At 48.8% G+C, this 22,612-nt stretch carries 21 protein-coding genes; 19 read left to right on the forward strand and 2 right to left on the reverse strand.

What is annotated here, in order from left to right; genetic code table 11:
• Positions 1-83: 83 nt before the first annotated feature.
• From dhaK to AC6I1H_RS12910, 12 genes are all read left to right on the forward strand, one after another.
• Positions 84-1,082, forward strand: coding sequence for a dihydroxyacetone kinase subunit DhaK (gene dhaK, locus AC6I1H_RS12855; RefSeq protein WP_497737953.1), 999 nt, complete (start codon positions 84-86; stop codon positions 1,080-1,082).
• A gap of 42 nt (positions 1,083-1,124) precedes the next feature.
• Positions 1,125-1,772: a dihydroxyacetone kinase subunit DhaL gene (gene dhaL, locus AC6I1H_RS12860; protein ID WP_497737954.1), complete on the forward strand. Its 648-nt coding sequence runs from the start codon at positions 1,125-1,127 to the stop codon at positions 1,770-1,772.
• Positions 1,773-1,793: 21 nt separating this feature from the next.
• Positions 1,794-2,189 carry a dihydroxyacetone kinase phosphoryl donor subunit DhaM gene (gene dhaM / locus AC6I1H_RS12865; RefSeq protein ID WP_497737955.1) on the forward strand — a complete coding sequence of 132 codons (396 nt, stop codon included), beginning with the start codon at positions 1,794-1,796 and terminating at the stop codon, positions 2,187-2,189.
• Positions 2,190-2,649: 460 nt separating this feature from the next.
• Complete coding sequence (locus AC6I1H_RS12870) at positions 2,650-2,841, forward strand: hypothetical protein (protein WP_497737956.1); 192 nt, start codon at positions 2,650-2,652, stop codon at positions 2,839-2,841.
• Positions 2,834-3,880: a V-type ATPase subunit gene (locus AC6I1H_RS12875; protein ID WP_497737957.1), complete on the forward strand. Its 1,047-nt coding sequence runs from the start codon at positions 2,834-2,836 to the stop codon at positions 3,878-3,880. The genes AC6I1H_RS12870 and AC6I1H_RS12875 overlap by 8 nt, the downstream gene beginning before the upstream one ends.
• A gap of 19 nt (positions 3,881-3,899) precedes the next feature.
• Positions 3,900-5,942, forward strand: a complete 2,043-nt coding sequence (locus AC6I1H_RS12880; protein WP_497737958.1) for a V-type ATP synthase subunit I — start codon at positions 3,900-3,902, stop codon at positions 5,940-5,942.
• Between the two features lie 50 nt (positions 5,943-5,992).
• Entirely contained in the window at positions 5,993-6,412 is a 420-nt protein-coding gene (locus AC6I1H_RS12885) for an ATP synthase subunit C (RefSeq protein WP_497737959.1), read from the forward strand.
• A 9-nt stretch (positions 6,413-6,421) separates the two neighbouring features.
• A complete protein-coding gene (locus tag AC6I1H_RS12890; RefSeq protein ID WP_497737960.1) occupies positions 6,422-6,730 on the forward strand; it encodes a V-type ATP synthase subunit F in 309 nt (102 codons plus the stop codon).
• Between the two features lie 10 nt (positions 6,731-6,740).
• Positions 6,741-7,367, forward strand: a complete 627-nt coding sequence (locus AC6I1H_RS12895; protein ID WP_497737961.1) for a V-type ATP synthase subunit E — start codon at positions 6,741-6,743, stop codon at positions 7,365-7,367.
• A 1-nt stretch (position 7,368) separates the two neighbouring features.
• Positions 7,369-9,153: a V-type ATP synthase subunit A gene (locus tag AC6I1H_RS12900; RefSeq protein WP_497737962.1), complete on the forward strand. Its 1,785-nt coding sequence runs from the start codon at positions 7,369-7,371 to the stop codon at positions 9,151-9,153.
• Positions 9,143-10,513 carry a V-type ATP synthase subunit B gene (locus AC6I1H_RS12905; protein WP_497737963.1) on the forward strand — a complete coding sequence of 457 codons (1,371 nt, stop codon included), beginning with the start codon at positions 9,143-9,145 and terminating at the stop codon, positions 10,511-10,513. The genes AC6I1H_RS12900 and AC6I1H_RS12905 overlap by 11 nt, the downstream gene beginning before the upstream one ends.
• 4 nt (positions 10,514-10,517) lie before the next feature.
• A complete protein-coding gene (locus tag AC6I1H_RS12910) occupies positions 10,518-11,138 on the forward strand; it encodes a V-type ATP synthase subunit D (RefSeq protein ID WP_497737964.1) in 621 nt (206 codons plus the stop codon).
• Between the two features lie 135 nt (positions 11,139-11,273).
• On the opposite strand, the gene hydF is transcribed toward AC6I1H_RS12910, so the two are convergent.
• Both hydF and AC6I1H_RS12920 read right to left on the reverse strand, forming a co-directional pair.
• Positions 11,274-12,494: a [FeFe] hydrogenase H-cluster maturation GTPase HydF gene (gene hydF, locus AC6I1H_RS12915; protein ID WP_497740791.1), complete on the reverse strand. Its 1,221-nt coding sequence runs from the start codon at positions 12,492-12,494 to the stop codon at positions 11,274-11,276.
• Between the two features lie 28 nt (positions 12,495-12,522).
• The gene (locus tag AC6I1H_RS12920; RefSeq protein ID WP_497737965.1) at positions 12,523-13,926 is read right to left on the reverse strand and encodes an aspartate ammonia-lyase; all 1,404 of its coding nucleotides are present in this window, start codon (positions 13,924-13,926) and stop codon (positions 12,523-12,525) included.
• A gap of 339 nt (positions 13,927-14,265) precedes the next feature.
• Here AC6I1H_RS12920 and AC6I1H_RS12925 point away from each other — a divergent pair, with 339 nt between their 5' ends.
• The 7 genes from AC6I1H_RS12925 to glmS all read left to right on the forward strand — a co-directional run bounded on the left by AC6I1H_RS12925 (position 14,266) and on the right by glmS (position 22,432).
• Complete coding sequence (locus AC6I1H_RS12925) at positions 14,266-14,874, forward strand: sigma-70 family RNA polymerase sigma factor (protein ID WP_497737966.1); 609 nt, start codon at positions 14,266-14,268, stop codon at positions 14,872-14,874.
• Complete coding sequence (locus AC6I1H_RS12930) at positions 14,855-15,433, forward strand: anti-sigma factor family protein (protein WP_497737967.1); 579 nt, start codon at positions 14,855-14,857, stop codon at positions 15,431-15,433. The genes AC6I1H_RS12925 and AC6I1H_RS12930 overlap by 20 nt, the downstream gene beginning before the upstream one ends.
• Before the next feature lie 36 nt (positions 15,434-15,469).
• Positions 15,470-16,336 carry a DUF8173 domain-containing protein gene (locus AC6I1H_RS12935; RefSeq protein WP_497737968.1) on the forward strand — a complete coding sequence of 289 codons (867 nt, stop codon included), beginning with the start codon at positions 15,470-15,472 and terminating at the stop codon, positions 16,334-16,336.
• A gap of 343 nt (positions 16,337-16,679) precedes the next feature.
• Positions 16,680-17,498: a diadenylate cyclase CdaA gene (cdaA, locus tag AC6I1H_RS12940; protein WP_497737969.1), complete on the forward strand. Its 819-nt coding sequence runs from the start codon at positions 16,680-16,682 to the stop codon at positions 17,496-17,498.
• Complete coding sequence (locus tag AC6I1H_RS12945) at positions 17,491-18,714, forward strand: CdaR family protein (protein ID WP_497737970.1); 1,224 nt, start codon at positions 17,491-17,493, stop codon at positions 18,712-18,714. The genes cdaA and AC6I1H_RS12945 overlap by 8 nt, the downstream gene beginning before the upstream one ends.
• Positions 18,715-18,747: 33 nt before the next feature.
• On the forward strand, positions 18,748-20,085 hold the full coding sequence (glmM, locus tag AC6I1H_RS12950; protein WP_497737971.1) for a phosphoglucosamine mutase: 1,338 nt from the start codon (positions 18,748-18,750) through the stop codon (positions 20,083-20,085).
• A 517-nt stretch (positions 20,086-20,602) separates the two neighbouring features.
• A complete protein-coding gene (gene glmS / locus AC6I1H_RS12955) occupies positions 20,603-22,432 on the forward strand; it encodes a glutamine--fructose-6-phosphate transaminase (isomerizing) (RefSeq protein WP_497740792.1) in 1,830 nt (609 codons plus the stop codon).
• Positions 22,433-22,612 lie beyond the last annotated feature (180 nt).

The following is a 22,612-nucleotide window of genomic DNA, read 5'->3' on the forward strand; positions in this document are numbered from 1 at the left end:
AAGGGCATTATAATGCCCTTTTTTAACTGGCACGATTCTTGCTTGATATATTTTACATCTATTATTTTAAAGGAGGGCTTGAAATGAAAAAACTCATCAACAACCCCGAACATGTGGTAGAAGAAATGCTTGAGGGGATGGTGGCGGCTTTCCCCGGCTACGTAAGGAAGCTGGAAGGCTTTAACGTCATCGTGAGAGCCGATGCGCCGGTAAAAGGCAAGGTGGGCCTTGTGTCCGGCGGTGGCAGCGGCCATGAGCCTTCTCATGCAGGTTTTGTGGGCAAGGGCATGCTGGATGCCGGCGTTGCCGGAGCCGTATTCACCTCTCCCACTCCGGACCAGATATTCGAGGCTGTTAAGGCTGTGGACGGCGGCGCCGGAGTGCTGCTCATAATCAAAAACTACACCGGTGATGTGATGAACTTTGAAATGGCCGGCGAAATGGCGGAGATGGAAGGCATCAAAGTGGCCAAAGTCGTGGTAAACGACGACGTGGCGGTGGAAAACAGCACTTACACCACGGGCAGGAGGGGCATAGCGGGTACCGTATTCGTGCACAAAATCGCCGGAGCAAAGGCCCAGGCCGGCGGCACCCTGGAAGAAGTAAAAGAGGCAGCCGAAAAGGTCATCGCCAATGTTAGAAGCATGGGAATGGCCTTAACCCCGTGTGTGGTGCCGGCAGCAGGAAAGCCCACCTTTACTCTGGCTGAAGATGAAATGGAAATAGGCATGGGAATCCACGGCGAACCGGGCACCATGCGGACAAAGATCATGAAAGCCGACGAAATAGTGGAGCATCTGATGTCAAAAATACTGACGGACCTCCCCTACAAGCCCGGAGACGAAGTGGCGGTCATGATAAACGGCCTTGGAGCCACTCCCATCATGGAACAATTCATAATGAACAATAAAGTGAGCAAGATATTGAAAGAACATGACATAAAAGTTCACAGGACATACATCGGCGAATACATGACTTCGCTGGAAATGGCGGGCGCCTCGATAACGCTGCTCAAACTGGACGAGGAATTGAAAAACCTGCTGGATGCACCGGCGGATACCCCCGCTTTCAGACAGTTTTAAAGCTTTATTGCACCACAACTATTGCGAAAGGAGACCTGTCAAATGGCAACGGACACAGCGGGACTTGTGAAAATAATTGAAGCAGTGGCGGGAAAAATCAGCGAAAACCGCGAATTTTTGACCGAACTGGATTCGGCCATTGGGGACGCGGACCACGGCATAAACATGTCCAAGGGATTTTCGGCGGTTCTTGAAAAGCTTCATTCGCAGAAAATCGATGATTGCGGAACGATCTTGAAAACCGTCGGTATGACACTCGTATCGACAGTGGGAGGAGCGTCGGGGCCGCTCTACGGGACAGCTTTTATGAAAGCGGGCCAGGCAGTGGCGGGCAAGTCGAGTCTTGATTTTGAAGATTTTGTAACCATCCTGGACCAGGCCCTGGAAGGCATAAAATATCGTGGAAAAGCGCAGATGGGCGAAAAAACCATCATCGACTCGCTGGAGCCTGCTGTAGAAGTCCTAAAAAAAGAAAAAGATTTTTCCGATAAAAATTCGGCTATGGACAAAGCACTCAATGCTGCAAAAGAGGGAGTGGAATATACGAAAAACATAATCGCCAAAAAGGGGAGGGCCAGTTACCTTGGAGAAAGGAGCATAGGGCATCAGGACCCCGGAGCAACCTCGTGCTATTTGATGTTGCAGGCGGCGATAGAAAAGATAAAAGAGATGTCCGGTAACAAGTGTTAGATTTGAGAGGGAGGCGTTTTAATGGTCGGAATTGTCCTGGTATCCCACGCCCCGAAAATTGCGGAAGGGACTCTAGAATTGATAAAGCAGATGACCGGTGAAAAAGTCTTGATAGAAATTGCCGCCGGAACCTGTGACAACCGCCTGGGCACCGATCCGGTGTTGATCGGAGAAAAGATAAGGAAAGCGGATACAGGCGATGGAGTGATTGTAATAGTAGATTTAGGGAGCTCGATCATGAGCACCGAAGTAGCCATAGAATCTCTGGAAGAACCGACGAGATCCAGGGCGGCTATAGCAGATGCTCCTTTTATTGAGGGAGCCATAGCCGCCGCCATGGAAGCCAGCTTCGGAAAGGGCCTGCAGGATGTTAAAAATGCCGCCGAAAACACGCGGGGCATGAAAAAAATCGCATAATGAGGGAAACTTGAGCTGTTGAATTTTATTCAACAGCTATATTTTTTTTAAAAATCATGTATATTGTATGCCGATTAGTATTTTACAGCAAATGAAATGATTTTCAAGCAAATATTCGCCAAAAGACTGTATTGATGCTATTTGCCGTTATTTTATTGTATTTATACTATAATAATAATTGCTTTTGTAACATAACAGTAATATACTTAAAAATAAGTCTGTGAAACTTAAAAAGTTTAATTTTTTCGGCCTGTCCCTTCTGCGGGCAGGTTTTTGAGCTTCCTGGAGAATAATTTAGCGCTGCGAAGAAGGTGATATTTTGGAAGAACAGGCCATAGAAAGGCTCATGGAAATTGATGCAAGGGCGGTGGAAATAAGCACAAGCAGGGAAAAGCAGCTGGCGGACCTCGAGCGCCGGTATAAAGAAGAATAACAAAAAATGATTCGGGATTTTGCTCAAATGATTGAAGATGAAACCAGAAAAGCCGCCCGGAACATCCTGCAGGAAGGAAAGGAGGAGGTTGAAAAGCTTAACGTGAAAACCAGAGAAACTCTTGAAAATATGGAACGGGAGTTTGAAAAAATCTGCAAAGATATGGCGGATGAAATACAGAAGCGGATTTTTGATATAAAGAGGGAGACCCATGGATAAAGTTGCCTTATACGCCGCTGTCAACACAAAGATAAGAGCCATGGAAGGAGATTTTTTAAAAAAAGAAGATTACATTAACCTCCTTCAGAAGAAGTCTGTGGCTGACGTTGCCCGTTACCTTAAAGAGAGAACCTCATACGGCAGGCTCCTGGGGGATATACGCATCGAAAATATCAGCAGGAGAGACCTGGAAGACATTTTAAAGCGCAACATGATAAAGAACATGGATAGACTTACCCATTATTTCCGGGATGACTACAGGGACTTTATACATTCCCTTTATACGAAATACGAGATAGAGGATTTAAAAAGTTTGGCCAGGGCTATATTCAACGGCAAAAGACCCGAAACCATGGAAAGGCCCCTTGCTTTTTTGGGCAAATACAGCCGTGCGGATACCGGAAAGCTTTTGAAGGCTACATCAATAAAGAATCTCATATATGCACTGGAAGGCTCGGAATTCTTCGAGATATTAAAACCCCTGCTGGACGGAAAAAGGGAAAACCTTTTCAGATTTGAAATGGCTCTGGACATGGGCTATTTCAGCATCATTCAAAACAGGGTGCAGAAAGTATCCGTAGAAGATCGGGAAGTGCTGAAAAAGTGGGAAGGCATGGTGGCGGATCTGTACAATATCCAGTGGATTTACCGGGGCAAGAAATTCTACAAACTGTCGCCCGAAGAACTTTTAAACTATACTATGAATTTCGGGGACAAATTGACTTTTGCCGACAGAAAAGCCATGTGCTATGCAAAAAATCTTGATGAGCTGTACCGCATGACCATGGATTCCGGTTACGGGTTTCTATTTAAAAAAGAAGAGATGTCAAGGGATATTTACATGGAAAGGCGAATAAATCGCTTCATATACTATAAGCTCAGGGCACTTATCCGCAAATATCCCATGAGCATAATCCAAACCGTGGGATACGTATGGTCTTTTGATTTTGAAATCAGGGATATAATATCAATAATAGAAAGCATCAGATACGAGTTGCCCCCGGAAGAAATCAGAAAATTTCTGGTGAAGGCTGCATGAGTTCAGGGAGGTGATTGGCTTGGCTGTAGAAAAAATGAAAATAGTAGGGGTAATAGGCAAGAATAGTCTCCTGAGCCGTGTGCTCCGGCTGGTGGTTTTAAACGGCAGCATGCATGTGATAAACGCCTTGGTGAGAGTCAATTCCAGCGATTTCTTCCTGCCCCCTAGCGAGAAAAACATAGAGGCTCTGGAAGAACTGCCTTTCCTCAAACCCTACTCTTCAAAAAGAGATTTTTCGCATGATGAAGAAGTGGTGACATCGTTGTTGAACCTGTTTGGGATTACACCCAGGGTGAAGCTGGAGCACCTGGGCCAGGATTACGACTATGATGAGTTCATAAAAAAGCTTTCCGACATCCACGAAAAGGTGCGTTCCAAAGACAATGAGATAAAGGAAAGAATGCGTTCCATTGAGAAAAAAAGGGAGTACATTGAAAGTCTCAGGTACCTGGCAAAGTATGGCTTTGACATGGGCCGCTTGACCGGCATGAAATACCTAGCCTTCAGGCTTTTGAAGATAACCCGGGAAAATTACGATAAGCTCAAAAAGAACTACGAAAATATCCCCGCAGTGGTCATAAAGGTTGCAGCGGAAGGCAAATACGTGATTGTGGCGTCGATTACGCCGGTAAGCCTTGAGGAAACCGTGGAAAAAATCTTCAGTTCGCTCAACCACACCCTTCTTCCTCTGCCGGAGGGCTGCCCGGGCACCGCGTCAAGTGTGATCGAAGATTTGACTAAAAGCATAGAGGAGGATCAGAAAGCGATTGACGCCCTGAAAACATCACTGGAAGACTACAGGGTAAAGTTTGCGGAGGAATTCGAAAAAGGCTTTTCTAGGCTTGAGATGGAGAAAAAGGTCGAGGAGCTGAAAACAGAGCTTGCTGTGGGCGATAAACTGTTTTTTATGTTCGGATTTGTGCCCACAAGCAGCGTGCCGGACCTTAAAAACGCTCTGGAAAGCCAGTTCAGGGAAGATATAATAGTGCTGGTGGACGACATAAACGGCGGGCCGGGCATAACCCCGCCCACAAAGCTCAGCAATTCGAAACTTTTCAGGCCTTTTGAAACGCTGGTGAAAATGTACGGCACCCCGGCATACAACGAGAAAGACCCGACGGTATTTTTCGGCCTGACTTACATGCTGCTTTTCGGGGCCATGTTCGGGGATGTGGGCCAGGGCCTTGTGCTGCTTCTTACAGGGCTCTTTCTCGAGCATGCTGCAAAAAGGACCGGCCTGGGAGGCGTGCTGAGCAGGATAGGCCTTGCATCCACCGTATTCGGGTTTATTTACGGCAGCGTATTCGGTTCGGAGGAAATAATACCGCCGCTGGTTGTAAGGCCCATGGCCAATATTAATTTTATGCTGGTCGCGGCAGTTGTTTTCGGCATTGTACTCATCATGGGCGGATATATATACAACATCATGAATTCAAAGATTGAAGGGAACATTGAAGAAGGATTGTTCGGCAGAAACGGTGTTGCGGGGCTCGCATTCTATTTGATTCTGCTGTACGCGGCTTCCCATGCCGCCCTTGCCCACAGCGGCGTTTCCCCGGCACTGGTTTTCATAATGGCGGGACTTTTGCTTTTGATGGTGTTCAAGCAGCCTCTGGCGGGGAAGATCACACATTCGGATAAGCTTTATAAGGGTTCTCCGGCAGATTACTATATCGAAGAAGGTTTCGGGGTCATCGAAACCCTCCTTTCCATGATGTCGAACACCATCTCCTTCATAAGGGTGGGAGCCTTTGCCTTAAACCATGTGGGGCTCTATGTAGCCTTCGCCACTATGGGGGAGATGATGGGTTCCGCATGGGAAGATATTGTGATTCTCGTAATAGGAAATATAATAATCATAGGCCTGGAAGGCCTGATAGTTTTCATACAGGCATTGAGACTGGAATACTACGAGCTCTTCACCAGGTACTTCAGGGGTGACGGAGTGGAGTATCTGCCCGCGAGGTTGAAGGGCATTCCGCAGGCTCCGGGCAGGGTGAATTTCTTCCGGAACATGAGGATTTCCCGGGGAATCGGGACGCATATTTTTGCTACATTGTAAAGTTAATTCTGGTGTATACCGGAATCAAAATTGAAATGGAGGTAATAGATATGTATGCAGTATTGTTTTTAGCCATTGCCATATCGGGTTTGACCGTGGCTGCAGGGCTTTATATCTATTTTGCGAAAGACGGAAAAAAGGCGAAAAGGCTTAAGAGAATGGTAAGGGTAAGCGTGTCTTTATACGCAGCGCTGGTGGCGGCTTTCCTGTTTTTCCTGGCGCCGGGAATCGCCAGTGCGGCTCCTTCCACAAATCCTTCCTCCGGCATGGGATTTATTGCGGCAGCCCTTGCCACGGGGCTTGCCACCGTGGGCGCCGGATATGCGGTGGGCGCTGTGGGTTCTTCGGCCCTGGGTGCTGTATCTGAAGACCCGAACATCCTCGGCAAAACCCTGATTTTTGTGGGCCTTGCCGAAGGTATCGCCATATACGGCCTGATAGTTTCAATTATGATTCTTGGCAGACTGTAGGGGATTATTATGAAAGTTTTCCTCATAAGCGACAACACCCATACCCTGACAGGCATGAGGCTGGCGGGTGTGGAGGGCGTAGTGGTCCATGAAAGAGAAGAGGTTTTGAAAGAACTGAAAAAAGTCAAGGAAAGCCGGGATACCGGGATTCTGCTGATAACGGAATTGCTGGCAGAAAAAGTGCAGCAGGAGCTGGATGAAATGAAGCTTTCCAGCAGCCCGCCCGTAATAATAGAGATTCCAGACAGACACGGTTCCAGACGGCCGCCGGACTTTTTGACCAGATATATAAGGGAATCCATAGGACTTAAGATTTGAGGTGAGGAAAATGTCCACCACTATAGAAGACAAGATTTCCCTTTTCACCAAGGTGCTCATAGAGAGAATAGAACATGATTTTCAGGAAAAGCAAAAGAGGCTTGTGGACTATTATGAAACCCGGAAAGCTGATATAATCAAGGATTTCGAAGAAAAAAAGAGCTCTGCGATACGCGAGGCCGTAAAAGAAGCCGAAACCAAAAAACAGCAGATGATTTCAAAAGCCAGATCCGATATGCATCTTGCGGTGCTGAAGAAAAGGAATGAATTTACCGAAAGGGTCATGAAAGAGGTTAAGGAAAGAGCAAGAGCCTTTACGGACACGCCTGAATATGTAGAATTTCTGCAGGAGGCCATCGGACAGGTGGCGCAGAAATTTGACAGTTATGAGTTTGTAAATTTTACCTTCAGCAAAAAAGATGTTGAAAACCACAGGGACACCATTTTAAGCGCCATAAAGTCTTATAGAGATGAGAATACTTTCAGCATTGAAAAAAGCGATGAAATGATAGGCGGGGTCTTTGCAAAAAGCGGCGACGGCAGACTGGAAATAGATTATACCGCAAATACCACCATAGAAGAAAGTCGCCAGCTGGTGGGAGAATTGCTGTCCACGAGGCTTGGCGAGGGGTGGTAGAATGGCAAATCAAGGGAAAATAATAAACATCAACGGTCCTGTCGTGAAAGCCGTCCATATGGAAGGTTTTATGGTGCGGGAAATGGTGATGGTCGGTGAAAAAAAACTTATAGGAGAAGTAATTTCCCTGGAAAAGGATCTGGGCACCATCCAGGTTTATGAAGAAACGTCAGGCCTCAAGATGGGCGAAGAAGTGCACGGCACAGGCATGCCCCTTTCCGTAAAACTTGGTCCTGGCATTATCGGCAATATATTCGACGGCATCGAAAGGCCTCTTTCAAAAATTTATGCTGCCGGGCATAAGTTCATCCCCGAAGGCATCGGGCTCATATCCATAGATGAGAGCAGGAAGTGGGATGTACAGATTCTGGCAAAACCCGGGGATATGCTTGATTCCGGCGATGTCTTTGCTGTGGTGCAGGAGACGTCCATGGTGGCCCATAAAATCATGGTTCCGCCGGGAATAAAAGGCCGGGTGGCGGAAGTTGCCGAGAACGGTTCATACAATATACACGAAACACTGGCGGTACTGGAAAATGAGGGGAAAAAACATGAACTCAAGATGTATCAGGAGTGGCCTGTAAGAAAACCCAGGCCGGTGGCGCGGAGGATGCCCATAGAAAAGCTGCTGGTGACTGGGCAGAGGGTAATCGACACCTTCTTCCCGCTGGCCAAAGGCGGCACCGCAGCCATCCCGGGCGGGTTCGGCACGGGGAAGACCATAACCCAGCATCAGTTAGCCAAATGGAGTGATGCAGACATCATAGTATATATCGGTTGTGGTGAACGGGGCAACGAGATGACGGAAGTTCTGGAGGATTTTCCGAAACTCAAGGACCCCAGGACGGGGAACCCTCTGATGGACAGGACGGTGCTTATCGCCAACACCTCTAACATGCCCGTGGCCGCCAGGGAAGCATCCATATATACGGGCATCACCATAGCCGAATATTTCAGGGATATGGGCTATAACGTGGCCATAATGGCTGATTCCACTTCGAGATGGGCCGAAGCCCTGAGGGAAATCGCCGGAAGGCTCGAGGAGATGCCGGCCGAAGAAGGCTATCCCGCATATCTTGCATCCAGGCTGGCTGCATTTTACGAAAGGGCCGGTTACGTTAAAAATCTGAACGGCACGGAGGGTTCCATAACCGTAATAGGTGCGGTTTCCCCGGCGGGGGGAGACTTTTCGGAACCCGTGACCCAGTCCACCAAGAGAATCGTCGGAGCTTTCCTGGCCCTGGACCGGGAACTGGCTTACGCCAGGCACTTCCCTTCAATAAACTGGCTTTCGTCTTACAGCGGTTATGTACCGATGCTGGGAGACTGGTTCAAAGAAAACGTGGCCCCGGATATGATGGCTTTAAGGGTGAAGATGCTGAGAATACTTCAGGAAGAAAACAAACTGATGGATATAGTAAAGCTGGTGGGCGAGGATGTGCTGCCGGATGACCAGAGGGTCATACTGGAGATTTCCAGGATAATAAAGATGGGATACCTGCAGCAAAATGCATATCATCCTCAGGACTCGTACGTGCCCCTTTCGCGCCAGTATCAGATGCTCAAGGTTATCGAGAGGCTTTACGACAGGGCTTATTCGTGCGTGAAAAAGGGTATTCCGCTTTCGAAAATCAAGGATGAGAAGCTCTTTTCAGACATAATAATGATGAAGTACAATGCTTCCGATGAAAAACCCGGGCTCTTCCAGGAACTTACCGAAAGGATAGACAGGTACTACGACGGCTTGGAGAGCATGTACAAAGAAGGTGCTGCCGATGAAAGTTAAATATCTGAAACTGGATAAAGCTGAAGGCCCTCTGATAGTCATGAACGAGGTCGAGGGCGCCGTATACGATGAGATAGTGGATATAGAGATGCCCGGGGAGCGCAGGATGGGCAAGGTGGTGCAAATTGACAGAGACAGGGTCATAATTCAGGTGTTTCAGGGGACGTCGGGAATTTCGTTAAATGACGTAAGTGTGAGCTTTACCGGCAAGCCCATGGAAATACCTTTGTCTCGGGAAATCCTGGGCAGGGTATTCAACGGCATTGCAGTGCCCATTGACGGCGCGGGAGAGATATATTCCAACAAATACTACAACATAAACGGCCGGCCCATGAACCCCGTGGCAAGACTTTACCCGAGAAACTACATCCAGACCGGGATATCCTCCATCGACGGCTTAATTACCCTGATAAGGGGACAGAAGCTCCCCATCTTCTCCGGAGACGGCCTTCCCCACAACCAAGTGGCGGCCCAGATAGTAAGGCAGGCCAGGATTTCCGATGAAGAAGCCGGTAAATTTGCCGTGGTATTTGCAGCCATGGGCATAAAGCATGATGAGGCGGACTTTTTCAGGAAGGTCTTTGAAGAGGCGGGAGTCATGGACAGGGTCGTGATGTTCATGAATCTGGCCGACGATCCTGTGGTGGAGCGGATCATCACCCCGAGATGCGCGCTGACCGCGGCGGAATACCTGGCCTTTGAATGCGACATGCATGTGCTTGTCATAATGACGGACATCACCAGCTACTGCGAAGCTTTGAGGGAGATTTCCTCCGCCAGGGAAGAAGTGCCGTCCAGAAAGGGATATCCGGGATACCTCTACTCGGATCTCGCCAGCCTCTATGAAAGGGCGGGCATGTTGAAGGGCTCCAGAGGAAGCATCACCCAGATACCCATACTCACCATGCCCAACGACGATATCACTCATCCTGTGCCGGATCTGACCGGCTACATCACCGAAGGGCAGATAGTGTTGAACCGGTCTTTATACCAGATGGGCATATACCCTCCCATCAATGTACTTCCGTCCCTGTCGCGACTGATGAAGGACGGCATAGGCAAGGAATACACCCGGGAAGACCATCCCGACGTCGCGAATCAGGTTTTTTCCGCATACTCAAGGGTCCAGGAGATAAGGGCTCTGGCGCAGGTCATAGGAGAGGACGAACTCTCGGATACCGACAAAAAATACATGGAGTTCGGGCGGCAGTTTGAGGAGCGCTTTGCAAAGCAGGATTTCGAGGAAGACCGGGATATTTATAAAACCCTGGACCTTATGTGGGACCTTCTTGCCATTCTGCCCGAACAGGAGCTCACCAGAATAGATCCTTCCCTTGTGAAAAGATACTTGAGGAAGTGATTCGATGCAGGAAAACATTGCACCCACCAAGTCAAATTTAATGGCGGCCCAGGCCGCCCTGGCCTTTTCAAAAAAAGGGTATGAACTCCTGGATAAAAAGAGGAACGTCCTCATAAGGGAAATGATGGGCCTCATGGACAGGGCCGAAGAAATCCAGCGTAAAATGAGAGAAATCTTTAAAGATGCGTATGAAGCTCTGACACTGGCCAACATTACTCTGGGCATCAACGAAGTACACGAAGTGGCAAAGTCCATACCCCAGGCCACCGAATTTACGGTGCTGACACACAGCGTCATGGGAGTGGAGATACCCGAGATAAAATATGAGAAGCATGACCTGGAGCACTATTACAGCTTCTATCATACCAATACGGCCTTGGACGTGGCCCTTACCAAATTTCACCAGGTGAAATATCTGATATACGAGCTGGCGGAAGTGGAAGATTCCGTATATAAGCTCGCGGTGGAGATAAAGAGGACCCAGAAAAGGGCCAACGCCCTCCAGAATATCCAGATACCAAAATACGAAGCTCTGGTGAAGATGATATCCGAGGTGCTGGAGGAAAAGGAAAGGGAAGACTTCTTCCGCCTGAAGGTATTGAAAAAGAAAAAACTCCGCCGGTGAGTCAGGGGACGGTTCCTTGACTCATTTTGCGCGACATGCGACAGCGGGGACGGTTCTCGATTTGTCGCACTTCGAGAGTGCGACAAATCGAGAACCGTCCCCGCTGTCGCGAGAACCGTCCCCGCTGTCGCAAACTTATGTTAGCATCATCCTTGCATAAGGGAAAGGTTCCAGAGCCCTGGGCAGGATGCCATGCACGTAGGCTATCAGTACCCCGTAGTTTACCACGGGGATGTTTTTTTGCTTCAAGATGGACAGGCGGTACAGCATCTCCCGGCGGTTGAGCATACACGCCCCGCAGTGCACCACCAGCTTGAATTCCGACAGGTTTTCCGGAAAGGAGAAGCCGCTGGACCATTCAAAGTGCAGGTCACCTCCGACTATCTGCCGAAGCCACCGGGGTATCTTGACTTTTCCGATGTCATCCGCCTGCCGGTGATGGGTGCAGGCCTCGGATATGAGCACCATGTCCCCGGGCTTCAGGTCTTCTACAGCCTTCACTCCGGCTACGAGCTGTGAAAGCTCCCCCTTGTGGCGGGCAAACAGTATGGAGAAAGATGTCATCCATACGTCCTTCGGGGTATCGGCGGCCACCTTCAAAAAGGCCTGGGAATCGGTGACCACAATCCTGGGCTTTTTAGAAAGGCTGTCCAGGGTTTCCTTCAATTCATATTCTTTTGTGACGATGGCCATGGCATCATGGTCCAGGATATCCCTTATGGTCTGCTGCTGGGGGAGGATTAGCCTCCCTTTGGGAGCGGCTTTGTCAATGGGTATAACCAGAACCGCAAAATCGCCGGGATTTAAAAGGTCGCTGATGATGGGAACCTCGGAAAAATCCGCAGGAGCTTTGTTTATTATCTCCCTCTTTAAATCGTCGATGCCTTCTTTCTTCAAAGCTGAAACTTCCACAAGGCTCATCCCCAGCTGCCGTTCCCACCTTTTCTTATCGTCCGGACTATAGCCTGCGATATCTTTTTTATTAATAACCCCCACTACCGGAAGTTTTTTCTCCCTTATACTGGCTAAAACCTCCATGTCATAATCGGTAACTCCAGTCTCACCGTCGATTATGAGTACGGCTAAATCCGTCTTGTTCAAAACCTGGTATGTCTTTTTTACACGAAGCTCCCCCAGTTCCCCCACATCGTCGATTCCGGCGGTGTCTATGATGACCACGGGCCCCAGGGGCAAAAGTTCCATGGCCTTGAAAACCGGGTCCGTAGTGGTCCCGGCCACCGAAGACACCAGGGCTATGTCCTGATTTGTGATGGCGTTTATGAGGCTGGATTTGCCGGCATTTCTCCTGCCGAAGATGGCAATGTGTAGCCTGCTGGCCGCAGGGGTGGAATTCAAAGTATTTTCCATAACAATCATCCTTTCTCTAACTTTGAACATCAAACTTGCTCGGCTTGGTAAGCTCGTACGGATTCAATACGCTGTCCAGCGCACTTTCATCCATAAGCCCCATCTCAAGCACCGCCTGCCGAACAGGCTTTTTTTCGGCCAGCGCCTTTTGCGCCACCGCTGTCGCCGCGTCGTAACCTATGTGAGGTGTTAAAGCCGGGAGAGTGGAGAAGCTTTCTTCCAGAAGCTGGCAGCAGCGCTCGCGGTTTGCCGTTATCCCTGATATACAGCGTTCTATGAATATTTTCACCGCATGGTCCATAATTTCCAGAGATTCCAGCAGATTGCGGGCGATGAGCGGCAGCATTGCATTTAACTCCAGCTGCCCGGCCTGTGCCGCCAGGGTGATGGCCAGGTCATTGGCCATTACCTGAAAAGCCGTCAGGTTTACCACTTCCGGTATGATGGGGTTCACCTTGCCTGGCATGATGGAGGAACCAGCCTGCATGGCCGGAAGGCTGATTTCCATAAAGCCTGCTCTTGGGCCCGAGGAAAGCAGTCGTAAATCACTTGCAATCTTGGAAAGGTTCACGGCGGCGGACTTCAGAAGCCCCGACACCTCCACAAAAACATCGGCGTTCTGGGTGGGGTCCATCAGGTACTCCGCCCGGGCGAGGCCTAAGCCCGTAAGGTCCTGGAGTTTTTCCGTAACAAGGTATATATACCTTCGATCCGCGTTGAGGCCCGTGCCCACTGCCGTGCCTCCTATATTCACCTGCCGCAAACGTTCCTGCACCTTGTAAAGCCGCCATCGGTCCCGGGCAACGGCCTGCGCATAGGCGCCGAACTCCTGACCCAGCATGATGGGCACCGCATCCTGGAGCTGGGTCCTGCCCACTTTAATCACGTCGCAAAACTCATTTTCCTTTTGTTGCAGAGCATCCTGCAGCCTGGCCATATTCTCGCTCAGAGGCTTCAAAAGCCATATGGAGGCTATTCTGAGGGCTGTTGGATAAACATCATTGGTGGATTGAAACAGGTTTACATGATTTATAGGATGGACAATGGAATAATCGCCCTTTTTGCCCCCGAGTATCTCAATAGCCCTGTTGGCAATGACCTCATTTGCGTTCATATTGGATGAAGTTCCGGCTCCGCCCTGAATGGAATCCACCACGAACTGATCCAGAAGGTTTCCCGCCAGTATATAGTCGCAGGCCGCCACAATGGCCCGACCGATTCTTTCCGGCAAAAACTTAAGTTCCAGATTGGCCAGGGCGGCGGCTTTTTTCACCGTCACCAGCGCCATGATCAGTTTTTTATGTATGGGCCGTCCCGTGATGGGAAAGTTCTCCGTTGCCCTCAATGTATGAATCCCGTAATAGGCGTCTTCAGGCACAGACCTTTCCCCCAGCAGGTCGTGTTCCACTCGAAATCCCAATGCGCCTCACCCTTTCCATGATGTTGTCCGCTATTTCTATTCAAATTATGACACAAGGCTCGACTTGATATATTGATTATATCACATTTAGAAAACAGAGAGGTATTTCATTTTTCGGTAAATAATGTTAGATATTTTGTTTGACGAAAATCAACCTTTTATTTTAGTTAATACCGGATTATAGTATAATGTTTTTTGGGTTTCATCAAGTGCGGGAAGAAGTTATATCCAGCTTGTTCTTTCCTGAAAAATGTTAGAGTTTTTTCAGACCAAAACAGAAATTTTCCGTATATATTTATGTAGAGCCGGGAAAACAGGTTTTTAGAGTCAGGTGATTGCATGTGCCGGGAGCTGGCGGCTGATGAAAATTATGCCGGAAAAATGTCCGATGATGAAAAATTTGATGAAAAAATAATAAAACAGGTGCTTTCGGGGGACACCGGCGCCTTTGCAGTTTTGGTGGAGCGGTACAAGAGCAGAATATTTACGCTGGCATACAGGATGCTGTCCTCCAGGGAGGAGGCGGAAGACATATCCCAGGAAGCCTTTGTAAAAATTTACAGAAGCCTGAAGATATACGATGCTGGCCGCACCAGGTTCTCCACCTGGATATACAGGATAACGTACAACCTCTGTGTCGACCATCTGAGAAAAAGAAGGGAGATGGCGCCTCTAGAGGAAGATATGATTGCGGCGCCTTCAGGCTGTCCCGAAGAACTGGCTGTGGCGAAAGACGGTGCCAGAATACTCCACGAGGCTGTGAGCGGCCTGCCGGAGGAATACAGGGTGCCACTGGTGCTGTTCCACTTTCAGGGCCTCTCTTACCGGGAAATATGCCGGGTCCTGAACTTACCCATGTCCATCGTGAAAAACCGGCTTTTCAGGGCGAGGAGACTATTGAAGGAAAAACTGGATGGAGGTAATGGCGGTGAGATGCGATTTTTATGAAGAAAAGATAATGGAGTATCTGGACGGTGAACTTGATTTAAGGAAAAAGGAGGATATTCTGCGCCACATCAGCGGATGCTCCCGGTGCTCGGACTTTCTGGCGGCGATGCGTATGGAATATACGCTGCTCTCCGAACTTCCGCTTCTTTCACCCACGCCGGATTTTACCCAAAAAGTGATGTCGAGCATCCGGAATAAAAAGGCGGTCGACAATACCTCGAAAGAATCAATCTTACCGGCGGCTGTTCTGGCTTTTTCGGCACTGGCTTTATATATCCTGGAATCCTGGAATCCGGAGCATCTTATCTTTACCATGACAGGCGCTGTGAGATGGTTCGTTGTTATCGCAAGATGCCTGGGCAGCATTTTTGACACTACTTTCTGGATGATGGATTTTACCGCAAAATTATTCACACACAGTCAGACCGTTCTGGTTTTTCTCGAAAGAGTTCTGTCGGATATTTTGGGCGAATATCCTCTTGGCGTGGCGCTGATTGCGGCGCTGTCTCTGGCGGAGGTTTTCCTATGGGGCAGGTTGCTGTATCCGCGGAAAAGCTGACGCAAATTGGTAAAAACATACAGGGAGGAATTTGATATGAAAAAATTGCTGGTGATTATGATTGTCTTTTTATTGCTTCCCGGAGCTGCCCTGGCTGACGGGAAGAACGACCGCGTGCAGATTCAGGGAGATGTGGTGGTGGGAGAAAATGAGGTGATAATGGGCGATGCTGTATCCATCATGGGCAGCGTCACCGTAAACGGCAAGGTGATGGGCGACGTGGTGGCTATTATGGGCGATGTAACCGTAAACGGCGAAGTGATGGGGGATGTGACCGCCGTCGGAGGCCGGGTTACAAGAAGCGACAGCGCCAGGATATACGGCAAGATAACTCAGGTTGGAGTTGGAGAAGGCATAGGGGATATCATAAAAAATGTGACAAAATACGGTTTTCACCGGGGAGCTGCTGGAAACCGCAGCATAACGATATTTAATACGGGCTTTCCTTATATTGTGAGGACGATGCATCTTCTGGGCCTGATTGCACTGGGGTCCCTGACGATAATCCTTTTCCCCAACAGCATAAGGAATCTGGCCGACGAGGTTGACAGGGAGACGGCGAGAAGATTTTTGATAGGATTTCTGGCCATAATACTGATGCCTCTGGCGATAATCCTGATGGCCGTAACCATTATCGGCATTCCCCTGATACCGCTGGCAGTGCTTCTGGTGGCTGCCGCCGGATTTTATGGATACTTGAGCATAAGCATATTCCTGGGCAGGAAACTCAATGAGCAGCTTCACCTGAAGCCCGGCATTTTTACGGAATATATACTGGGAGCGCTGCTGCTCTGGTTCGTTCAACTGGTGCCCTTCGTGGGGACCATATCCGGACTGGTTGTGTTGATGTTAGCGCTGGGCATTACGGCCGACACCCGCTTCGGCACAAGGACCATCGCTTGAGCTTCGAGGACGGGTGAGTGTGAGTCAGGGGATGAGTCAGGGGACGGTTCTCTGACTCAGAAATGAGTCAGAGAACCGTCCCCTGACTCACATCCCCTGACTCACTCAACCCCTTGATTACTAAAAAATTTTTTAACAAAACCTCCTTAAAATATACTTATATACGTGATAAAATGTTATAATTATAAAAGAACCTTTATTTAAAATCCTCGGGCATAAGGTCCCATGTATTAAAGCGGTAGTTCTTTTGAAACTTTGTGCGGCGGGCGTCTCCCATAATATGCCAGATTTTCTGCCGCAGTCGTTATAATTTATAATGCAGTAATATTTTTGGGGTGAAAAGATGTCTCCTCAGTTGTTTGAACTTTTCAAAGGCTTCCGCCTGATGGATCTGCTGGATATAGCCATTGTGGCGTATGTGTCCTATAAGGCGATTCAACTTATCCGGGGCACCAGGGCTGTGCAGCTTTTAAAGGGTCTTGTGGTGCTGGTGGTATCCACCAAACTCAGCGAATGGCTCGGCCTTTATACTATCAACTGGATATTGAAAAATGCCATGACGGTCGGGGCCATAGCCCTTCTCATAGTATTTCAGCCTGAACTCCGCAGGGCGCTGGAGCAGATGGGTAGAGGAAGGTTTTTCTCCCCGCTTTTGGGCTTGGGGGAAGAAGAACTCAATCGCCTCATAGACCATATCGCCGGAGCTGCCGAAGAACTGTCGAGAGATAAAACAGGCGCCCTCATCGTCCTGGAAAAACAGACCGGACTGAACGAGTACATCGAAACCGGCGTAAAGATAGGCGGCAATGTGACTGCGGAGCTTTTGATAAACATCTTCATCCCCAACACCCCCCTGCACGACGGAGCGGTGATCATAAGGAACGACAAAATAATGGCTGCAGGCTGCTATCTCCCTCTCACGGAAAACCCTAACCTCAGCAAAGAGCTGGGCACCAGACACCGGGCAGCCCTTGGAGTCACCGAGCAGTCGGATGCGGTGGCCATCATCGTGTCCGAAGAAACCGGCGTCATATCCGTGGCCAAAGAAGGCAAGCTGAGCCGTTATCTGGATGTAAAGACTCTTAAAAATATGCTGAAAGACATATATCAGATAAAGGAGAAGAAATCATCCCTGTGGTACTGGAGGAGATCCAATGGGTAAGTTTTTTTCAAGCGACCTTGCAATAAAGATATTTTCTGTAATGGCCGCTGTTTTAATGTGGATGTACGTGATGAACGAACAGAACCCCCAGGTCACATATGTGGTGAGGGATGTGCCCGTAAAGCTTGAGAATCTTGACAAAAGCAAATTCGCTCTGCTGGATGACGCTCAGAAATATTTTGTAAATGTGAAGGTAAAGGGACGCCGCAGTCTGATTACGAATATAAAGCCTCAGGATATAGAAGCGGAAGTAAACCTGCGGGGACGTATGGAGGGGGAGAATCTTCTTCCCGTCAGCGTAAGCGTGCCGGGAAATGTGGAACTTATAGACTTTTCTCCGAAAGAGATAATGGTGTCTCTGGATTCCATCATCGAAGAACAGATGCAGGTTTCCGTGGATGTGAAAGGAGTCCCCGCGGAAGGCTTTGAATGGGTAAAACCCGTGGCAAAGCCACAAGCGGTGGTGTTGAAAGGGCCCAGAAGTCGCGTGGATGCCGTCAAAACTGTATCGGCGCAGATCGATATTTCCGGTAAAGACTCCGCCGTTGTAAACACCCTTCCTCTGAGGGTACTGGATTCTCAGGGCAAAGAACAGAAGGACGTCTCTTTCCGACCCGAAGTGGTGGAAGTGACGGTACCAATAGTCCCGGTAAACAGCGTGTCAATAAACCCGAATATAAAGGGTGCACCCCTTGAAGGATATATTATAAAAGATGTGCAGATAGACCCGTCGATAATAACTGTCACAGCTCCGGAAGAAGTTTTAAGACAGCTCCAGAGCATTGACACCGAGCCCCTAAGCATTCAGGGATATGCCCGTACCGTCACAAAGGAAGTAAAACCGGCGCTGCCCCGCGGAGTGAAGATACTGGAAGATAACAGGATAGACGATACGAACACAAAAACGGTGCGGGTGACTGTTGAAATAGAAAAAATTTCTTCAAGGTCCGTGACCGTTACACCCGATAAAATCAGCTTGAATTATCTTTCTCCGGAACTTACGGCAGATATGGAAAACACAGACATCGTATTGACAGTGAACGGTCCTGAGAGTATTATTGATAGAGTAAACAGCGATGTAATAAAAGTTTACCTGGATGCCGCCGGCCTTTCAGAGGGCGAGCACTATCTGAAGATAAAAGCGGAAGCCCCCGAGCCTTTTATCATACAAAAGATTGAACCCGATACTATAAAAGTTACCTTACGACGCCTATGATTCATATAATGTATTGCAGAGAGGAGAAATTGAATGTCCAGACTTTTTGGAACTGACGGAGTGAGGGGAGTCGCCAACAGGGATTTACCTCCCCTTCTGGCATACCATCTTGGAAGAGCAGGAGCCCATGTGCTTTCAGAAAATCATAAAAAAACGTTGATAGTAGTGGGCAAAGATACCCGCGTATCCGGAGACATGCTGGAATCCGCATTGGTGTCAGGTATTCTTTCCGCAGGTGCCGATGTGCTGAAAGTGGGAATCATGCCCACCCCTTCCATAGCCTTTCTCACACGCCATTTCAATGCCGATGCGGGAGTGGTCATATCCGCTTCCCATAATCCTATGGAGTATAACGGCATAAAATTTTTCAATAAAGAGGGCTACAAACTACCGGATGCCATGGAAGACGAAATCGAGGCCCTTGTGAAAAACCCTGACGGCCGGATACAAAATCCGATCGGGCCTGAAATCGGTAAGGTTATGCAGGAAGACGGCCACAAACCCTATGTGGATTTTATAACAAATGTGGCAGGTATGGATTTTTCTGGGCTGAAGATAGCCATGGACTGCGCCAACGGCGCATCATACAGAGTCGCTCCATCCGCCTTTAGAGCTCTGGGCGCCGAGGTGCTTGTAATAAATGACAGTCCCGACGGCTGCAATATAAATGTGAAATGCGGCTCCACCCACCCGGCCGCCATTTCGGATTTTGTGAAAAAAACCGGCGCTGATGTGGGCCTTTCCTTTGACGGCGATGCCGACAGATTAATAGCGGTGGACGAAAACGGGCAAATCGTAGACGGCGATCATGTCATGGCCATTTGCGGCATTTATCTCAACCGCCGCGGTCTTCTTAAAAACAGCACCGTGGTGACCACTGTTATGAGCAACATGGGGCTGCAGGCAGCCCTGAAAAAAGCTGGCATCAGGATGGTCAGGACAAAAGTGGGAGACCGTTACGTGCTGGAGGAAATATTGAAGGGAGGCCACAATTTCGGCGGCGAACAATCGGGCCACATCATATTCCTCGATCACAACACCACTGGAGACGGGCTCATAACCGCGGTAAACCTTGTTAAAGTGATGGTTCAGGAGAAAAAACCCCTGTCCGAACTTGCGAAAATAATGAAGGTATATCCCCAGGTGCTTTTGAACGTGAGAGTGGAGGACAAATCAAAATACGCCGCCAACGTAAGAATAGAGGAAGCTGTAAAAAGAGCCGAGGAAACCTTGGGCGAAAGGGGCCGTATAGTCGTGCGCCCGTCGGGCACCGAACCGCTGATCAGAGTAATGGCGGAAGGAGAAGACGAGGCTGAAATTAACCGGCTGGCGGAAGAAGTGGCGGCAGTGATAAAAGAGGAGCTCAAGTAATGGTCAATTCAAAAATGCGACCGGCACAAAACTCCATCGGCTGCGCATTCCCATCGAAAAATCCCTACCTTCGCATTGGGAGAAGGAGAGATTACCCTGTAAGGAGGTGATGATGAGATTAAAAGAGGCATATTAAATAAAAGGAGGCGATATTGAAACTAAAAGTGTGTGTTCGAAGAATGGATTCGAACATCGAATCTCGAACATCGAACCGCAAGAAAAGCGCCAGAGCTTGCCGTCGCTCGGAAAATGGGCGGTAAAGCTGACGAGGTTGGGGTTTATCGAAATGTTCGGCGGATGCCCCACGGTGGCCTGCCACCGACAGAAGTCCACAAAACCGGCGAGCAATCGCCGGCACAAAAGGATTTCGGCAGAGTGCAACATCGTATCGATATTGAATACTGTAAGCACCCGGTATTTGCGCGGAATACTGTTATGCGGCTATATACCGGACGGTAGCTTTTTGTCAAAATTGCGGCGAACCTTGAAAAAAAAATTAGGAAAGGCAGGAAAAACTATGTGTGGAATAGTAGGTTACGTTGGAGACAAACAGGCGGCTCCGATTTTGCTGGACGGCCTGAAAAGGCTTGAATATAGAGGTTACGATTCGGCGGGCATAGCCATCCATAACTGCAGGCACACCAGTCTTATAAAAACCGAAGGCAAGATAAAAGTGCTGGAGGAAAAGCTCGGCGGCGCATATCCCGAAGGCGGTGTAGGCATCGGCCACACCCGCTGGGCGACCCACGGCAAGCCGTCGGATGTGAACGCACATCCCCATGAAGACTGCACCGGCGATTTCATCGTGGTTCACAACGGCATCATCGAAAATTACCAGGAGTTAAAGGAATGGCTGCAGTCGGAAGGCCATGTTTTCAAATCCGAAACCGATACCGAAGTGGTACCTCATCTGATTGAGCATTACTATGATGGTGACCTCTTCGAAGCTCTGAAGAAAACCATAAGTAGGCTGGAAGGCTCTTTCGCCCTGGGTGTCATCTCCAGGCGGGAGCCCGGCACCATAGTGGCTGCCCGTAAATCCAGTCCCCTCATAGCCGGCCTTGGCGAAGGGGAGAACTTCATTGCATCGGATATTCCGGCAATACTGCAGCATACCCGCAGAGTATATATTTTGGAAGACGGCGAAATGGTAAAGATCACGAAAGACAAAGTGGAAGTGACCGACTTCACAGGAACTCCTGTGGCAAAACCCGTCTTTGAAGTAAAATGGGATGCCGTAGCGGCCGAAAAGGGAGGCTATCCTCATTTTATGCTCAAGGAGATCCACGAGCAGCCAAAAGCTTTTAAAGATACCATGGCAGGCAGGATATCCCCGGAAAAAGGAGAGATTAAGCTCGACGATGTCCATCTCGGAAGGGATTACCTGCAAAATCTCAAAAAGATATTTATCGTCGCCTGCGGTACCGCATACCATGCGGGAATGGTCGGAAAATATATCATAGAAAAACTGACACGGATTCCCGTCGAAGTGGACATTGCATCGGAATTCCGCTACAGGAACCCGATGATAGATAAAGATACACTGGTCATCATAATCAGCCAGTCCGGAGAAACGGCTGATACCCTGGCTGCCCTTCGGGAATCCAGGAAACTGGGCGCTAGAGTGCTCGCCATCACCAACGTGGTGGGAAGCTCCGTATCCCGCGAAGCCGACGACATTATCTATACCTGGGCCGGCCCCGAGATAGCCGTAGCTTCCACCAAAGCTTACAGCACCCAGCTTATCGCACTGGATCTTATAGCGCTATATATAGCCAAAACACTCGGCACTATATCCGAAGAGACATTAAAGGATATAGCTGCAGCCATGAAACATCTCCCCGATCAGGCAAAAACTATACTTGAATCAGAAGACAGGCTGAAAGCCCTCGGCCAGAAGATTTCAGGGCATCAAGACGTATTTTACATTGGTAGAGGTCTGGATTATCCCCTTTCTCTGGAAGGTGCCCTGAAGCTGAAAGAGATTTCGTATATCCATGCCGAGGCATACGCCGCCGGGGAATTAAAGCATGGCACCCTGGCGCTGATAGAGGAAGGCGTTCCAGTAATCGCCCCGGTTACCCAGGAACATCTATTTGAAAAAACCTTGAGCAACATTAAAGAGGTCAAAGCCCGGGAAGGGTATGTCATAGCCATAGCTAACGAAGGGAATGAAGAAATTAAAAAATCGGTGGATGATGTGATTTATATCCCCAAAACACATCCCATCCTCACGCCTGTTTTAACGGTAATACCCATGCAGCTTCTGGCCTATTACGCCGCCGTCGCCCGCGGCTGCGACGTGGATAAACCCAGAAACCTGGCCAAGAGCGTCACGGTGGAGTAAAGCCAAGCAAGGCGCGCAGCGGTTGTTGTATAATACAAATAAACTCCACTCCATGATAATTGTATAACCCAAAAAAACTCGTGTCACGAATAAAAAAGTCGTGTTAAAAATAAAAAAAGTTGTGTTAAGAATCATGGTGAAAATAGGGTAGAAAACCTTATTGGAGCCATGATTTTTTCT

This window comes from Biomaibacter sp. TOL, from assembly GCF_059717795.1.

Bases quoted from the DNA above. Each gene is read 5' to 3' on its own strand.
- dhaK (WP_497737953.1), top strand. From the start codon at position 84: ATGAAAAAACTCATCAACAACCCCGAACATGTGGTAGAAGAAATGCTT.
- dhaL (WP_497737954.1), top strand. From the start codon at position 1,125: ATGGCAACGGACACAGCGGGACTTGTGAAAATAATTGAAGCAGTGGCG.
- dhaM (WP_497737955.1), top strand. From the start codon at position 1,794: ATGGTCGGAATTGTCCTGGTATCCCACGCCCCGAAAATTGCGGAAGGG.
- AC6I1H_RS12870 (WP_497737956.1), top strand. From the start codon at position 2,650: ATGATTGAAGATGAAACCAGAAAAGCCGCCCGGAACATCCTGCAGGAA.
- AC6I1H_RS12875 (WP_497737957.1), top strand. From the start codon at position 2,834: ATGGATAAAGTTGCCTTATACGCCGCTGTCAACACAAAGATAAGAGCC.
- AC6I1H_RS12885 (WP_497737959.1), top strand. From the start codon at position 5,993: ATGTATGCAGTATTGTTTTTAGCCATTGCCATATCGGGTTTGACCGTG.
- AC6I1H_RS12890 (WP_497737960.1), top strand. From the start codon at position 6,422: ATGAAAGTTTTCCTCATAAGCGACAACACCCATACCCTGACAGGCATG.
- AC6I1H_RS12895 (WP_497737961.1), top strand. From the start codon at position 6,741: ATGTCCACCACTATAGAAGACAAGATTTCCCTTTTCACCAAGGTGCTC.
- AC6I1H_RS12900 (WP_497737962.1), top strand. From the start codon at position 7,369: ATGGCAAATCAAGGGAAAATAATAAACATCAACGGTCCTGTCGTGAAA.
- AC6I1H_RS12905 (WP_497737963.1), top strand. From the start codon at position 9,143: ATGAAAGTTAAATATCTGAAACTGGATAAAGCTGAAGGCCCTCTGATA.
- AC6I1H_RS12910 (WP_497737964.1), top strand. From the start codon at position 10,518: ATGCAGGAAAACATTGCACCCACCAAGTCAAATTTAATGGCGGCCCAG.
- AC6I1H_RS12925 (WP_497737966.1), top strand. From the start codon at position 14,266: ATGTGCCGGGAGCTGGCGGCTGATGAAAATTATGCCGGAAAAATGTCC.
- AC6I1H_RS12935 (WP_497737968.1), top strand. From the start codon at position 15,470: ATGAAAAAATTGCTGGTGATTATGATTGTCTTTTTATTGCTTCCCGGA.
- cdaA (WP_497737969.1), top strand. From the start codon at position 16,680: ATGTCTCCTCAGTTGTTTGAACTTTTCAAAGGCTTCCGCCTGATGGAT.
- AC6I1H_RS12945 (WP_497737970.1), top strand. From the start codon at position 17,491: ATGGGTAAGTTTTTTTCAAGCGACCTTGCAATAAAGATATTTTCTGTA.
- glmM (WP_497737971.1), top strand. From the start codon at position 18,748: ATGTCCAGACTTTTTGGAACTGACGGAGTGAGGGGAGTCGCCAACAGG.
- glmS (WP_497740792.1), top strand. From the start codon at position 20,603: ATGTGTGGAATAGTAGGTTACGTTGGAGACAAACAGGCGGCTCCGATT.